This window comes from Rhodospirillales bacterium (assembly GCA_018666775.1).
Lineage (GTDB): Bacteria > Pseudomonadota > Alphaproteobacteria > SMXQ01 > SMXQ01 > JABIXC01.
Genome location: JABIXC010000010.1, coordinates 111,291 through 126,516 on the forward strand (window position 1 = coordinate 111,291; position 15,226 = coordinate 126,516).

General features: G+C 54.3%; 14 protein-coding genes and 1 tRNA gene. 10 read left to right on the forward strand and 5 right to left on the reverse strand.

Annotated features, from left to right (window positions below; all coding sequences use genetic code 11):
- Positions 1-217: 217 nt before the first annotated feature.
- From HOJ08_05685 to HOJ08_05705, 5 genes are all read left to right on the forward strand, one after another.
- Positions 218-291: transfer RNA gene (locus HOJ08_05685), tRNA-Gly, on the forward strand.
- Between the two features lie 103 nt (positions 292-394).
- Positions 395-1,606: an MFS transporter gene (locus HOJ08_05690; GenBank protein ID MBT5672924.1), complete on the forward strand. Its 1,212-nt coding sequence runs from the start codon at positions 395-397 to the stop codon at positions 1,604-1,606.
- A gap of 159 nt (positions 1,607-1,765) precedes the next feature.
- Positions 1,766-3,247 (forward strand): phospholipid carrier-dependent glycosyltransferase, encoded by a 1,482-nt coding sequence (locus HOJ08_05695; GenBank protein ID MBT5672925.1) that lies wholly within the window; start codon positions 1,766-1,768, stop codon positions 3,245-3,247.
- A gap of 26 nt (positions 3,248-3,273) precedes the next feature.
- Positions 3,274-5,328, forward strand: coding sequence for a hydantoinase/oxoprolinase family protein (locus HOJ08_05700; protein ID MBT5672926.1), 2,055 nt, complete (start codon positions 3,274-3,276; stop codon positions 5,326-5,328).
- 9 nt (positions 5,329-5,337) lie between these two features.
- Positions 5,338-7,125 (forward strand): hydantoinase B/oxoprolinase family protein, encoded by a 1,788-nt coding sequence (locus tag HOJ08_05705; GenBank protein ID MBT5672927.1) that lies wholly within the window; start codon positions 5,338-5,340, stop codon positions 7,123-7,125.
- A gap of 4 nt (positions 7,126-7,129) precedes the next feature.
- Here the strand turns inward: HOJ08_05705 and HOJ08_05710 are convergent, their stop codons facing one another.
- Positions 7,130-7,858, reverse strand: a complete 729-nt coding sequence (locus tag HOJ08_05710; protein ID MBT5672928.1) for a phosphatase PAP2 family protein — start codon at positions 7,856-7,858, stop codon at positions 7,130-7,132.
- Positions 7,859-7,995: 137 nt separating this feature from the next.
- Here HOJ08_05710 and HOJ08_05715 point away from each other — a divergent pair, with 137 nt between their 5' ends.
- From HOJ08_05715 to queD, 5 genes are read left to right on the forward strand one after another with little or no spacing between them, the layout of a single operon-like run.
- A complete protein-coding gene (locus HOJ08_05715) occupies positions 7,996-8,721 on the forward strand; it encodes a glycosyltransferase family 2 protein (GenBank protein ID MBT5672929.1) in 726 nt (241 codons plus the stop codon).
- Positions 8,718-9,437, forward strand: coding sequence for a TVP38/TMEM64 family protein (locus HOJ08_05720; GenBank protein ID MBT5672930.1), 720 nt, complete (start codon positions 8,718-8,720; stop codon positions 9,435-9,437). Before HOJ08_05715 ends, HOJ08_05720 begins: the two co-directional genes overlap by 4 nt.
- 1 nt (position 9,438) lies before the next feature.
- Entirely contained in the window at positions 9,439-10,134 is a 696-nt protein-coding gene (gene queC / locus HOJ08_05725) for a 7-cyano-7-deazaguanine synthase QueC (GenBank protein MBT5672931.1), read from the forward strand.
- Position 10,135: 1 nt separating this feature from the next.
- Positions 10,136-10,777 (forward strand): 7-carboxy-7-deazaguanine synthase, encoded by a 642-nt coding sequence (gene queE, locus HOJ08_05730; GenBank protein ID MBT5672932.1) that lies wholly within the window; start codon positions 10,136-10,138, stop codon positions 10,775-10,777.
- 9 nt (positions 10,778-10,786) lie between these two features.
- Positions 10,787-11,143: a 6-carboxytetrahydropterin synthase QueD gene (gene queD, locus HOJ08_05735; protein ID MBT5672933.1), complete on the forward strand. Its 357-nt coding sequence runs from the start codon at positions 10,787-10,789 to the stop codon at positions 11,141-11,143.
- A 12-nt stretch (positions 11,144-11,155) separates the two neighbouring features.
- Here queD and queF read toward each other — a convergent pair whose 3' ends face one another.
- Genes queF through queG form a run of 4 tightly spaced genes read right to left on the reverse strand, consistent with a single transcriptional unit; the run spans position 11,156 to position 15,041 of the window.
- Positions 11,156-11,617 carry an NADPH-dependent 7-cyano-7-deazaguanine reductase QueF gene (queF, locus tag HOJ08_05740; GenBank protein MBT5672934.1) on the reverse strand — a complete coding sequence of 154 codons (462 nt, stop codon included), beginning with the start codon at positions 11,615-11,617 and terminating at the stop codon, positions 11,156-11,158.
- A 31-nt stretch (positions 11,618-11,648) separates the two neighbouring features.
- On the reverse strand, positions 11,649-12,782 hold the full coding sequence (tgt, locus tag HOJ08_05745; GenBank protein MBT5672935.1) for a tRNA guanosine(34) transglycosylase Tgt: 1,134 nt from the start codon (positions 12,780-12,782) through the stop codon (positions 11,649-11,651).
- Positions 12,779-13,843 (reverse strand): tRNA preQ1(34) S-adenosylmethionine ribosyltransferase-isomerase QueA, encoded by a 1,065-nt coding sequence (queA, locus tag HOJ08_05750; GenBank protein MBT5672936.1) that lies wholly within the window; start codon positions 13,841-13,843, stop codon positions 12,779-12,781. The genes tgt and queA overlap by 4 nt, the downstream gene beginning before the upstream one ends.
- Positions 13,830-15,041 carry a tRNA epoxyqueuosine(34) reductase QueG gene (queG, locus tag HOJ08_05755; protein ID MBT5672937.1) on the reverse strand — a complete coding sequence of 404 codons (1,212 nt, stop codon included), beginning with the start codon at positions 15,039-15,041 and terminating at the stop codon, positions 13,830-13,832. Before queG ends, queA begins: the two co-directional genes overlap by 14 nt.
- Positions 15,042-15,226: the final 185 nt, after the last annotated feature.

Sequence of the window (15,226 nt, forward strand, 5' to 3'; positions counted from 1 at the left end):
TAGAAAACATACAGGCATTCTGTAAAATATCAATGAAGGGAAATGGCCAAAAAAGGCTAGATTTCTAATTGTTTTTAATGCGTTACGATGTTTTTCGGGAAAATCTGCCCTTGGGCCATCTCTGTGGGGTTTTACTTGATGAAAGTGGTATGAAAACGCTACATAGAAGCCCCTTGAGGGCAGACTGTCCAGATGCTGTGCGTTTGCTCTGGTCTACGCGGGTGTAGTTCAATGGTAGAACATCAGCTTCCCAAGCTGAATACGAGGGTTCGATTCCCTCCACCCGCTCCAAATTTTTTGCCAAATATTCTGAAAGAGGTGTTGTTTGAGTAATCCACCCACAGGCGGTCCCGGTTCTGACCAAACCCCTGAAAAATCTGAGGGGAAAAAGAACATGGGGCTGGCGGCTTTTCGTCGGCGCGATTTTAGATACTTCTTTTTTGGCAAGGCCTTCGCTTCGTTCTCACTGCACATGGTGATGGTGGCCATTACCTATCAGGTTTATGACCTGACCGGTGATCCCATGAACCTTGCCTATATTGGCCTGTCAATCTTTGCGCCAGCCTTTGGCTTTGCCCTGGTTACAGGGTATGTGGCCGATCAGTTCGACCGGCGTTTTGTGTTGGCCATGTGTTATCTGGTGATGATGGCGTCAGCGGTGCTGTTGGCATTGTTCAGCATCTCAGGCAGTACAGAAGTTTGGCCTGTGTTTCTGATTTTGGTGTTGTTTGGCACGGGGCGCGCGTTTTATCAGCCCACTTCTAATGCCTTGGTGCCCAATCTGGTGCCACCGGAAGAATTCCCCAATGCGGTCGCATGGAACACCACCGCCAACAAACTGGCGGCGATCTGTGGCCCTGCCCTTGGCGGGTTTCTATATCTTTTGGGGCCGGAATTTGTGTACGAGGTAAGCGCTGTTGTTCTGGTCATGGCATCCGTGACCGTGTTGATGATCAAAACCCGGATCGCCCGCGAAGGCCGTGGCCCGATTACGATGGAAGTTTTGTTCGCAGGGGTTGCGTACGTCTTCGAAAAGAAAGTTATTCTTGGGGCCATTACCCTTGATTTGTTTGTGGTGTTGCTGGGCGGTGCCACGGCTTTATTGCCGGTATTTGCCAAGGACATTCTTGATGTCGGGGCAGGCGGTGCCGGGTTGCTTCGGGCTGCCATTGCGGTCGGCGGTATTTCCACCGCGCTGGTGTTAACCCAAATCACGCTGACCCGGGCTGCGGGCAGGATCATGTTTATCACCGTGTTCATCTTCGGGCTTGCCACCATCACGTTCGGATTGTCTTCGTGGTTTGCGCTGTCCTTGTTGGCAATGTTCGTGTTGGGGGCATCGGATATGGTCAGCGTCTATATTCGCCAAACCCTGATTCAGCTTGCCACGCCCGATGAAAAACGGGGCCGGGTCAGTGCCGTGAACTCAATCTTTATCAACACCTCCAATGAAATCGGAGAATTTCGCGCGGGCGTGATGGCAGCGTGGCTGGGGGCTGTGCCCGCCGTTGTTATCGGTGGGGTGGGGTCTGTTATTATTGCCGGCCTGTTCTGGCGTCTGTTCCCGGATCTTGCCAAGGTAGAGCGTGTGGACCGCACGATGTAGCTGGCATGCGTGGACCGCATGACGTAGCTGGCGCATAATCGCCAGAATCCAACAAGGACTGAAAAAGACCCTATCGCGATGACACCCTTGTTCCAAAATTCTGAACCCCCCAGACAGGGGCTCACCAGGACCCTATTTGGACCATCCGGTGTTGGTCTTATGGTTGGGGGCATTGTTGTGCTCCGGCTTTTGTACCTCATGGCCTATCCCATGGGCCTGCATCCTGATGAGGCCCAGTATTGGAGTTGGTCGCGCGATCTGGATTGGGGATATTTTTCAAAACCCCCTGTGGTCGCATGGTTGATCGCCGCCACCACGGCGATCTGTGGGGATGGGGTGGCTTGCGTTAAAGCAAGTGTCCCGGTTCTTCACGGGATCACGGCACTGTTGATCTATGGCATGGCACGCAGGCTTTATGATGCGCGCACAGGCTTTATGGCAGCGCTGATTTTCATCACCTTGCCCGGCGTTACGTTTTCTTCTGCCATTGTTTCCACCGATCCGCCCTTGATGATGTTTTGGGCATTGGGGATGTATGCGCTGGTTCGCCTTGGGTCTGATCCCGATGGTGCATATCGCTGGTGGGCGTTGCTTGGGGTGGCTGTGGGGCTTGGGTTTTTGTCCAAATACGCCATGGCCTTCTTTGTGGCGGCGCTGGTGGTCTGGCTTGTTTTAGACCGCGACGGTCGGCGGTATTTTCTGGCAATGCCCACATTCGGGCGGGGTGTTTTGCTGTCAGGCATTTTAGGGTTTGTGATTTATCTGCCTAATTTTATCTGGAACATGGGCACGCAATTTATCACCTATGCCCATACCCGTTCCAATGCGGATCTTGGCGGCGAACTCTTTCGCCCCGATAAACTTCTGGAATTTTTTGGGGCTCAATTTGGCCTGTTTGGCCCCATTTTGTTTGCTGCCCTCCTGTGGTTGATGTTTCGCCATCGACAATGGCGTGCCCATCCCCGGGCCCGCATGCTGGTGGCTTTCATTCTGACCATGGGGTTGCCCATTTTAGGGTTAAGCCTGTTGACCCGGGCCAATGCCAATTGGGCAGCACCGGTCTATGTTGCGGCCAGCATTTTTGTGACCGGTGAACTCCTTGCCCGATATAAGGCATCGTTGGTTCAGGGCTCGCTTATTTTGCACATCGGGCTTGCGGTGATCTTGATGGGGGGCAGTTTGTTGGCATCTGCCCCCGGAATATATGCGGGCTACGCGGTTCCGGCCAAATTGGACCCCTACCGTCATCATCGGGGGTGGGCGTTTATTGGTGATAAAATCAACGAACTTCGATCAAAACATCCGGGGGCGGCGCTGTTGATCCGCGACCGCATGGCCATGGCGGCGCTGTTGTATCACCATGGACGATCTGGGAAAACGCTGCCGAACGATTATTATGCCTGGTATTCCAATGGGCATGTGACCAACCATTTCCGGCTGACCCGGCCCTGGATTGGGCCTGAAAAAAAGGGCCGGAATGCGGTTATTATTTCGCTCTGGCCCGACCCAAAAGATATTTTGTCCAGATTTTCTGGCATCCAAAAGCTTGGGGTTATTGCAGGCCCGACAGGCACCAAGACGGTCCGGCGCATCTGGGTCTTTTACGGACAGGGGTTTATCGGTTATAAACCGCATTTATAATATAATCTGAAAACAGGCATTATTCCGTGAGCAAATATCGCATCACCGTCGATACCGGCGGAACCTTTACTGACGTCGTTTATTTTCGCGAAGATACCCGCGAAATCTCTATCCACAAGCTGCCCTCTACGCCCCATGACCCCTCTTTGGCCATTGTTGCAGGCGTGCGCCATCTGCTGGATCAAGGCGTTGCGGCAGAAGACGTCGAATATTTTTGTCATGGCACCACCGTTGGCACCAATGCCCTTTTGGAAGGCAAGGGGGCAAAGACCGGGTTGTTGGTGACCGAAGGGTTTAGGGGCATCTATGAGGTGGCGGAACAATCCACCCCCCATGGCCCGTCTGTTTTTGATGTTACCTATCAAAAGCCCAGCCTTTTGGCCCCTGAAAGCATGACCGGCGAAGTGATAGAGCGGGTCGATTTTCAGGGCAAGGTTCTGAAAAAGCTGGATGAAGCAGCGCTTCGCAAGACCGTGCAGGAATTTCGCAAAAAGGGCGTCCAATCTGTTGCGGTTTGCCTTTTGTTTTCCTTTCTCTATCCCCGCCATGAAAAACGCATTGCGGAAATCTTCGAAAAAGAAGCCCCGGAAATCAGCATTTCGCTTTCTTCTGAAATTTTGCCGCAAATTCGGGAATTTTTCCGCCTCTCCACAACTGTGATCAATGCCTATCTGCAGCTTATTTTAGAACGTTATGTCCACCACCTGGAAACCCAGCTGGATGATGCCGGGCTACATACCAAAAAACGCTACATCATGCAGTCCAATGGCGGCACGGCAACGTTTGATGCCGCAGCACGCAAAGCGGTGGCGACGGTGTTGTCAGGCCCCGCAGGTGGGGTAACGGCCGGGGTCAATCTGGCCCGGGACGTTCGCGAACCCAATCTGATCACCTTTGACATGGGCGGCACCAGTTGTGATGTGGCCTTGATCAAGGATGGTGAGGCATCGCATTCCAACCGCATCGAAGTGGATGGCCGGGTTATTTCCGTGCCGATGATGGACATCAATACGGTGTCTGCGGGCGGGGGCACCATTGCCCGAGCCGACAGCGTCGGACAGCTTCAGGTCGGGCCGGAATCAGCAGGTGCCCAGCCGGGCCCTGCGTGTTATGGCCATGGCGGTACCCAGCCGACGGTGACTGATGCCAATCTTATTTTGGGCTATCTTGGGGAAAATAATTTTCTGGGCGGGCGCATGGCACTGGATACGGCTAGCGCCAAGGCGGCCATGAAAAAGCAAGTCGCAGATCCATTGGGCATGTCGATTATGGATGCGGCCGAAGGCATTGCCAGAATTATCAACGTCAAGATGGAAGAGGCGATCAAGGCCATTTCCACCATGCGCGGGTTTGATCTTCGTGATTTCACGCTGGTGGCTTTTGGCGGCGCGGGCCCCCTGCATGCCTGCCAAATGGCCAGTAACCTTGGGATGCGGGGTATTTTGGTGCCGCTGTACCCGGGGGTTAATTCGGCCATTGGTCTGCTTCAGGCCGATGTTCGCCATGATTATGCGGTGTCGCGCCTGACCTTGATTTCAAAACTTGGCCCCAGGGACGTGGCGGGAATGCTTAAAGAGCTCGCGGATCGTGCCCGCGGGGAACTGCGTGCCGAAGGATTTAAAGCGGGGCAAATCATCATCGAATACGCCATTGACATGCGCTACGCCGGTCAAGGCTATGAGCTGACCGTGCCCCTGGACAGCGGCAAGGTCACGGCAAAAACGCTTGCAGCCGTGCGCAATACCTTTGATGAAACCCATCGCCAATTGTTTGGCCATTCGGCACCGGAAGAACCGGTAGAGGTGGTGACGTATAGGGTGGTTGGCATCGGTAAATTACCAGAGGTCAAGATGCCCACCTTCCGCCGCCAAGGCCTGAAGTTGAACGATGCGTATCTTGGCAAGCGCACTGCGCGGTTTGATGGGGTTACCCATGATGTTCCGGTATACCAGCGTGAACGCCTTGATGTTGGGCACAAGATCAAGGGGGCAGCCGTGGTTGAACAGCTCGATTCCACCCTTGTGATTGGCCCCGGTCAATCCGCTGAGGTCGACCGTTTTAAAAACTTGATGATTGTTTAGGAAAAGCCCATGGCAAAAATTGCAAAACGGCCCGCCCAGAAAAAAAGGTCAAAAAAGGGCTCGAAACCCGGCATCGATCCCATCACCTTTCAGGTGATCAAGGCATCCTTGGTTGGCATCGTGCGCGAAATGCAGAACTGCCTGTTTCGCACCGGCTTTTCGACCATCATTCGTGAATCCCAGGACGCCAGTTGTGCGTTGATGAACGCCAAAGGTGAAGTGGTGGCCCAGCATGTTGTGCTGCCCCTTCATGTTGGTGCATTCCCCCATTGCACCGCCGCTGTGCTGCGCGATTATGGCGATGATATCGCGCCGGGCGATGCCTACATCATTAATCACACCTATGAAGGCGGCAGTCCCCATGCCCCGGATATGGCCGTGATCACACCGATTTTTGCTGGGTCTCAACTGATCGGGTTTTCCGGCAACATTGCCCATAAGCCAGATTTGGGCGGGGTGGTGCCCGGCAGTTGTTATGCCTTGGCCAAAGAAATTTTTGCCGAAGGCCTGCATTTGCCAGCCATTCGCTATCAGCGTGATGGCAAGACCTTGCATGAAGTGGATAAAATTCTGGCCGCCAATTCACGCACGCCGGAAATGGTACTGGGCGATATTCGCGGCCAGGTGGGCGCGGACCGTCTGGGTGAAGGACGGGTTGGCGAATTGGTTACAAAATATGGTGCCGATCAGGTGATGGCATCGTTTGATGAATTGATGCGGGTTTCCGAAGGCATCATTCGCGCCGCCATGCGGACATGGAAAGATGGCCGCTATGAGGCCGAACGGTTCGTTGATAATGACGGCATTGATCTGGATAAACCCATTCGGGTTCATGTGGTTCTGGAGAAAAAGGGCGATCGTATTTCCTTTGATTTCACGGGCTCTAACGATCAAACCCGGGGGCCTGCGAATATCCGCCCGCCACTGGTTCAGGCGGCCATGGTCTATACCCTGATTTCTCAGGTGGACCCCACCATCACCATTAATTCCGGCCTGTTAAAGGTGGCAGAAGTCAAACTGCGCAAGGGCAGTGTTCTGGACCCCCATTTCCCGGCCCCGGTAAACACCTATATGCCAACGGTCACGGCCGTGACGGAAGCAACGGTTGAGGCCATCAGCAATATTGTTCCCGAATGCGCCCGCGCCGATGGCTGTGGGTCGCGGTCTATCATTATTGGCGGGCGATCAACGCGTTCGGGCAAGGGTTACGTTCAATATGAAATCGTCGGCGGTGGCACCGGCGGGCGAGCTATGATGGATGGGGTTTCGGGTACGTGTTCCCATCAATCCAACGCCCGCATCGCGCCGATTGAAATTGTCGAAAGTGAATTCCCAACCCGGGTGAAACGGTTTGAACTGATCCCAGATTCCGGGGGCCCGGGGGCCTTTCGGGGGGGGCTTGGTATTCTCAGGGAATATGAAAACCTTGCCGAAGCCAGATTTACCATCCGTTCCAACAAGCATTTCATCGCACCCCGTGGGGTGCGCAAGGGATCGGATGGCCGGTGTGGTCGATTGACCATGCACCCTGATACCAAAGGCGCAGAAATCCTGCCTTCGCGCTATTCCGATTATCCCCTGATGGCGGGGAATATTTTCCGTCTGGAAAGTCCGGGCGGTGGGGGCTTCGGGGACCCAAGAAAACGTGACCCCCAATCGGTTTGCCACGATGTGAACGAAGGCTATGTCAGCGCCAAATCGGCCAAACAGGATTACCGGGTGGCTTTGAAAAAATCAAAGGGGGCCTTCATTGTGGATTTGCCCGCGACCAAAGCCCTGCGCAAAGCAAAGCGGTAATTTTTTAAGACTTGTGGCCCGTGATCCGGTGCCAGACCCGGGATAGGGTTTCTCTGCCCAGCCCGTTGCGGGTGACGATCCAGTGATACAGCGCCCATGCAATGGCGATGTTAATCACGCCGGCAAAGATGACATCGGAAAGATAATGCGCCCCCTGGGCAATGCGGGCGAGGCCAACGGCGGCCCCAAAGGCGATTGCCAGACTAAAAACCATGGTTCGCCTGAACCCCGGGATCATCAGGAAGCCAAAGCTTGCAAAGAAAAAGCCCATGGAGGCATGGCCGGAAACAAACGCACAATTGCGCTCACATTGATCGGACACGATAAAGGCGGGGGTAAAGGTTTTGGTGCCGCCAAATTCTGTGGTTTGCGCCGGTCTGGCGCGATCCACATGATTTTTAAGAACTTCGTTGGTAACCAGCCCCGGCCCAATGGCAAGGGACAGGACGATAAAGACAATGGCCTGTCCCCGGGCATGAAGGATGGCCGGTGCGCGGTTGCTCAGGCTGTCTGGTATCAGGCGGATCAGCGCCATGATGATGATCAACCCGACGGTAACGCGTAAAACAAGGGGAACAATGTCATAGAGAAAAACGAACGGTCCCCAGCCTTTTAGGAAGAATTTTTCCCCATCAACGTAAAACAGGTGTGAAAATGCTTCGTCCAGGCCCGGAAAGGCCATAAACAGGGCTGCTAAAGCAATGCTGGCGCCAAGGAAGGTGGCAGGTTTCATCTTTTCACCGTATTAAACTGTCTCATATGGGGCAATCTAGCAAAATTATCTTTAAACAAGAATCCCCTGCTTTTATAAAACCCGTATAAAGCACGGGCATATTGCCATTTGGCACCCATTTTGGAAACCAGACTACCATGACCATCGCCCTTTCTGTCATCGTTCCGGTTCGTAATGAAGCGGAAAATGTTTTGCCCTTGATCGGGGAAATTCATGCAGCCCTTCATGGCCGCCATGAATTTGAAATTATCTATGTCAATGATGGCTCCACCGATGATACGGCGGATATTCTGGCAAAGGCGTGCGCTGAATTTCCAGAGCTTCGGGTGATCCACCATGAAAAAAGCTGTGGTCAATCGGCCGCAATCTGGACCGGTGCCTCTGCGGCACGAGGGGAATGGATTATTACCCTTGATGGGGATGGCCAGAACGATCCTGCCGATATTCCAGCACTGGTCGATGTCGCCCTTGGCTCAGATGATGAAACCCTGCATCTGGTGGCGGGCATTCGGGCCAAACGCCAGGACAATTGGCTGCGCCGGGTTACGTCGCGCATTGCCAATGGCATTCGGCAATGGATGTTGAAAGACGGGGTGACAGATACCGGGTGCGGGTTGAAGGTTATGGCGCGTATTCCCTTTTTGCGGCTGCCCTGTTTCGATCATATGCACCGGTATTATCCGGCTCTTGTGATCCGGGGTGGCGGAAAAATTATCTGTGTCGATGTAAACCATCGCCCACGGCTTCGTGGCGTTTCCAATTACGGGTTATTCGATCGCCTATGGGTGGGAATCACCGATCTGTTCGGGGTTGCCTGGCTGTTGCGCAGAATTAAACGCCCGGATATCAAGCCCGATTCATGAACGCCTTAAAACCCTATCTACGCGGCTTTGTCCTGATCGGGGCGTTCGTTGCTTTTGGCTTTCTGGTCAAGGCAACGGGGCTGTATGGCCTGTTGGACGAAGCGTGGATTGATCAAACGATCCGGGGTCAGGGATTATCAGGAGAGTTCATCTTCATCGGTGCTGGCATTGTGATGGCAGCCATCGGGTTTCCCCGCCAAGCCATCAGTTTTTTAGGCGGCTATGCCTTTGGCTTTGGTCTTGGCACGGCATTGGCATTGGGCGCTGTGGTCGGCGGCTCCGTGGTAGCGCTCTATTGTGCGCGGTTTCTTGGGCGTGATTTTATCCTGAGACGGTTTCCAGATCGCATTGCTCGCATCGATGGGTTTCTCCATGACAACACGTTCTCGACAGCACTTTTGATCCGTCTGTTGCCTGCGGGCAGCAATCTTTTGACCAATCTGGCCGCCGGGGTTTCCGGCACAAAACCCGTGCCGTTTTTTGCTGGCAGTGCCCTTGGCTATATTCCCCAAACAGTGATTTTTGCCCTTTTGGGCAGTGGCATCCATCTTGATCCGGGCTTGCGCATTGGGGCATCTGTCGGCCTGTTTATCATTTCCGGCATGCTTGGCATTTATCTGTATCGGCGCTACCGGACCTTGCGTGACATTACCGATGCGCCGGTCCCCGGCATCACCGTTGCGCCGGTCCCCGGCAGGGGCGAGGGGGAAGGCTAGGATGGCCAAAAACGCAATTCTTCTGCTTTCGGGCGGCCTTGATTCCACGACGCTTACAGCCATGGCACAGGCCCAGGGCTTTAATATTTGTGCGCTTACCATTGATTACGGCCAGCGCCACAACATTGAAATTGAGGCAGCCCGAACGGTGGCGCGCACCTTTGATGTGGCCCGCCATGTGGTGTTGCCCATTGATCTGCGCGCCTTTGGTGGGTCTGCCCTGACCGATAATATCCCCGTGCCCAAGGGCCGCACCAATGATGAAATAGAGGGTGCCATCCCCATCACCTATGTGCCCGCGCGCAACACCATCTTTTTGTCTCTGGCGCTGGGCTGGGCGGAAACGATGGACAGTGGCGATCTTTTTATTGGCGTGAATGCCAGGGATTATTCCGGCTATCCCGATTGCCGGGGCGAATTTATTCAGGCCTATGAAACCATGGCCAATCTGGCAACCCAGGGTGCGGTTGAAGGCAGGTTGCCGGTGAAAATTCACACCCCATTGATTGATATGACCAAGGGTGAAATCATCCGTGCGGGCACCGCCCTTGGGGTTGATTACGGCCAGACCCGCAGTTGCTATGACCCCGACGATGCGGGGCGTGCGTGCGGCGAATGTGATTCCTGTCAGCTACGCCTGAAGGGTTTTTCCGAAGCAGGCCTAGCCGATCCAACCCCGTATCAGGACCGGAATTAACATGGCCTATATGGTCAAGGAAATGTACCTGACCCTGCAAGGGGAAGGGGCACAGGCGGGTCGGGCAGCGCTTTTCTGCCGGTTTTCCGGGTGTAACCTGTGGTCGGGCCGCGAAAAAGATCGCCTGGATGCCCAGTGCCAGTTTTGCGATACAGATTTTGTCGGCACCGATGGTCCCGGTGGCGGCCAATTTGAAGATGCCGCGTCTTTGGTGGCAGCAGCTAAAGTCCTTTGGGCAAAAGACAGCGATGGCGAGGCACCGGGCTATGTTGTTTGCACCGGCGGAGAGCCATTATTGCAATTGGATAAGGCCTTGATTGATGCATTTCATGAGGCGGGGTTCAGCATCGGCATTGAAACCAACGGCACATTGGCGGCCCCTGATGGCATTGATTGGATCTGCGTCAGCCCCAAGGCGGGCACGGACCTTGTTTTGACAACGGGTAATGAATTGAAATTGGTGTATCCGCAAACCGGTGCCATGCCCGAACAATACAATGATCTGGCGTTTGATCATTTTTTCCTGCAGCCCATGGATAGTCCTGAACGCGATCAAAATACCAAAAAGGGGATAGAATATTGCCTTGCCCATCCCCGCTGGCGGCTCAGCCTCCAGATTCACAAAACCCTTGGCCTAGCTTAGAGAGACATGATGGAAATTTTTAAACGGTTTACGTTCGAAGCAGCCCACCGTCTGCCCAATTTGCCTGAAACCCATAAGTGCCATCGATTGCATGGCCATTCTTTTCAGGTTGAACTTCATATTGAAGGCCCCATTGCGCCGCCCGAAGACTGGGTGATGGATTTTGCCGATGTGAAGCAAATTTTCGCCCCCATTCTGGATCAGCTGGATCATCATTATCTGAATGAAATTGTGGGCCTTGAAAATCCCACCAGCGAGGTCATCGCGCGCTGGATTTGGGACAGCCTGAAGCCAGACTTGCCGGGATTGTCATCGGTGGTGTTGAACGAAACCTGCACGGCAGGCTGTGTGTATCGCGGCGCGTGATCGGGGTATGACTTACCGGCCTTGATAGGCCGGAACACCGGCATCGGGGATATGAACGCCATCAGGCGGATTGCCGGTTTGATAGAAAACATCGATGGGAATGCCGCCGCGCGGATACCAGAACCCGGAAACTCGCAGCCATTTTGGCGATGTCACCTCGATCAAGCGCTCGGCAATGGTCACGGTGGTTTTTTCATGAAATGCCCCCGTATTGCGCCAGCTCGCCAGAAACAGCTTCAGGGATTTGCTCTCAATGCAGTGTTGATCGGGCACATAATCAAACACAAAATGGGCAAAATCTGGCTGGCCGGTGATGGGGCAAAGACAGGTAAATTCCGGGCACGAAAACCGCACCAGAACATCCTTTCCCAGATTAGGGTTCTCAAATGTTTCAAGAACGGCCACTTCCGGGCTTTCAGGAAGTGGGCTTGGCCTGCCCAATTGGGTTAGTTCAGGTTTTTTGTCATCATTCATGGCGCGATCTTATGGCTGTGGGCAGGATGGGTCAAATGGCTTCTATATCGCCGATTTTCAGCCCGGTTTCCCAGATTTTTGCGACCTTTGAAAAGGTGTCGGTTTCAATCGATGCGCGCAGATCGGCCATCAGGTCTTGATACAGATGCAGATTATGGCGGGTCAGCAACATGCCCCCCAGCATTTCTTCGGCTCGAAACAGGTGGTGGATATAGGCTCTGGAATAATCGGCACAGGCGGGACACGCACAATTTTCATCAATCGGGCGGGGGTCTTTCGCGTGGCGCGCATTGCGCATATTGATCTCGCCGCGCCGGGTGAATGCCTTTCCCGTGCGCCCGGACCGGGTTGGCATTACACAATCAAACATATCAACCCCAAGGGCGACCGCATTAATCAAATCAGACGGTGTGCCAACCCCCATGAGGTAGCGCGCTTTGTTTTCAGGTAAATGGGGCAGGGTGATGCCGAGCGTTTCAAGCATCATGTCCTGGCCTTCGCCCACGGCCAAGCCGCCAATGGCGTAACCATCAAAGCCGATTTCGGTGAGCGCCGTTGCGGATTGTTCGCGTAAATCTGGATAGACACTGCCCTGAACAATGCCGAACAATCCATAACCGGGCCTGTCTGTGAAAGCATCCTTTGATCGTTTGGCCCATTTCATGGACAGGTCCAGTGACCGGGCGGCGACGTCTTCGGTTGCTGGAAATGCGGTGCATTCATCCAGAACCATGGTGACATCGGCATCCAGTTGGCGCTGAATTTCGATCGATGTTTCGGGCGTTAATTCGCAGGTATTGCCATCAAGATGGGATTGAAAGGTGACGCCGTGGTCGGTGAGTTTGCGAAGTTTCGATAAAGACATCACCTGAAAGCCGCCGGAATCGGTCAGGATCGGCCCCGGCCAGTTCATGAATTTATGCAACCCCCCCAGCTGTTCCACGATATCGGCCCCGGGCCTGAGGGTCAGGTGATAGGTGTTGGCGAGGATCATATCGGCCCCGGTGGCAGCCACATCTTCGGGCATCATGGCCTTGACGGTCGCTTGGGTGCCCACGGGCATGAAGGCAGGCAGTTCTACGGTGCCGTGCGCTGTGTGCAGGCGACCGCGCCGTGCTAATCCGGATTTCCCAAGGGCCTGATATTCAAATTTTGGCGTGCTCAAACTGTATCTCCAAGTCGTGCCCCGGGTGCGGGACTAATCAGGCAGCAATCGCCATAGGAATAGAACCGGTATTTTTGCGCCTTGGCATGGTCATACGCCCCCTTCATTTTATCCAGCCCCGCAAGGGCGGCCACCAGCATGAACAGGGTCGATTTTGGCAGGTGAAAATTGCTGAGTAACAGGTCCACGGCCCGGAATTTATACCCCGGCGACATAAAAATATCAGTATCGCCTTCAAAGGCCTGCACTTTTCCCTGATCATCCGCTGCGGTTTCCAACAGCCGTGCCGCCGTGGTGCCAATGGCCACCACCCGGCCCCCGCGTTCGCGGGCCTGGTTGATCTTGTCTGCCGTGGCTTGATCAATAATGGCGCGTTCGGCGTGCATCTTGTGATCTTTGATGTCGTCCACCTTGACCGGCAAAAAGGTGCCGCCCCCAACATGGAGCGTCACGGTGGCCTTTGCCACGCCGTGGGCTTTAATGGCCTCCAAAAGCGTATCGGTGAAATGGAAGCCTGCCGTGGGGGCAGCGACGGCCCCGGGGTTGGCTGCAAAAATGGTCTGATAATCAACCGTGTCGCGGGCATCAGCACCTGTTTCACGGGGAATATACGGGGGCAGGGGTGCAGCGCCGAAAAGTTCGAGGGCTGAAAACATTTGGCCATCATCCATGGCAAAATCAAGGATCACTTCGCCGCCGGCCCGGCCTTCACCCCGGCTTTCGACCGTGGCTGTGAAGGCATCACCAAAGGTAATGGTGTCGCCGGGTTTCAATTTTTTGGCACCCCTTGCAAAGGCCTGCCAGCGGCCCATACCCAGCGGTTTGTGCAGGGTAATGTCGACCATGGCATCCCCCCGTTTGCCCTTTAGCTGCGCTGGGATCACCTTTGTGTCATTGACAACGATGATGTCGCCCGGGTTCAGCAAATCTGGTAAATCGGCGACATGGCGGTCTTCCAGCGTTTCGCCGATCACCAAAAGCTTTGCCGCTTCGCGGGGCTCCATCGGGCGATCTGCAATCAATGCCTTTGGCAGGTCGAAATCAAAATCACTTAGTTTCATGACTGTGTTTCATGTCGGATTGAAGGGCCATATTCCATTCTTCGATAACGTCGGGATCTTTTTCATCCCCCATGGTTTGGGCAGACAGCGCTGAAAATTCATCCGCTGGAATTAATCTTGAAAGCGCCCAGACGGCCATGGCCCGGACCACAGGCGCATCATCTTTTAGCCGATCACGCACCACAGGGGCAAGGGTGGAATCGCCAGAATTTCCTATGGCAATCAATACGTTGCGGATAAATCGGGCGCGCCCGATCCGTTTGATGGGAGAGGTGGAGAAAACATCCCTGAAGCCTTGATCATCAAGCAGCACAAGATCGGCAAGTTTCGGTGCGGTCAGCTCAATGCGGGGCAAAAAGGTTGGCTCGCTGGTTTGGGATGCGTATTTATTCCAGGGACAAATCGCAAGGCAATCATCACAGCCATAGATGCGGTTGCCCATGGGGATACGAAATTCCGGTGCAATGGTGCCTTTGTGTTCAATGGTCAGATACGAAATGCACCGCTTTGAATCCAGCTTTCCCGGTTCCGGAAAGGCATCGGTGGGGCAAATATCAAGGCACGCCTGACAGTTGCCGCAATGATCAGATTCCGGTGCATCGGGGGTGAGATCAAGGGTGGTAAAAATTTCACCCAGAAACAGCCACGAGCCAAATTCACGGGAAACCATGTTGGTGTGTTTGCCCTGCCATCCAATGCCGGCGCGTTGCGCCAATGGTTTTTCCATGACCGGGGCGGTATCGACGAAGACCTTGATATCGGAATCGTAGGTTTCAGCAATCCATCGTCCCAATTGTTTGAGCCGGGATTTGACCACCAGATGATAATCCCGCCCCCGGGCATAGGATGCGATGGTGCCGCGCCCGGGCCGGGTCAGGTTAATCATTGGGTCTTCGCCCTGGCCGTAATTGAGGCCCAAAGAAATAACGGACCGGGCATCTGGCCAAAGGTTCCCCGGTCGGGCGCGGGCAGTGACGCGCTTTTCCATCCAGTCCATGTCCCAGTCCATGTTCCCGTCTGTGTCACCTTGGCGGCCCTGTTCGATAAAGGCAGCCAGATCGGCACTACCATCGGGGGCATCCTCAACGACCGAAAAGCCGACCGCGTCAAAGCCAAGGGCCGTTGCTCGGTGATAAATCGCCTTTGTAATGGCCCCGGTCACAGGGGGGGCGCTAGATTTTTTGCCAGATTTGGCCATGGGTTTCCTTCCGGGGCTTAGTTTAGCCCCCCTGAAATGCTGATAAAAGGAATGAAAATTGTTGAAATGACCGGAAAGCCGGGAATTCCAGTGGGAGTCTAATGGTTGGAATTCTAACGGTTATGCCGTAGAATGATTAGCATGCTAATGAACTGTCCAAGAATATGGTCAGGCTAACAAAGCGA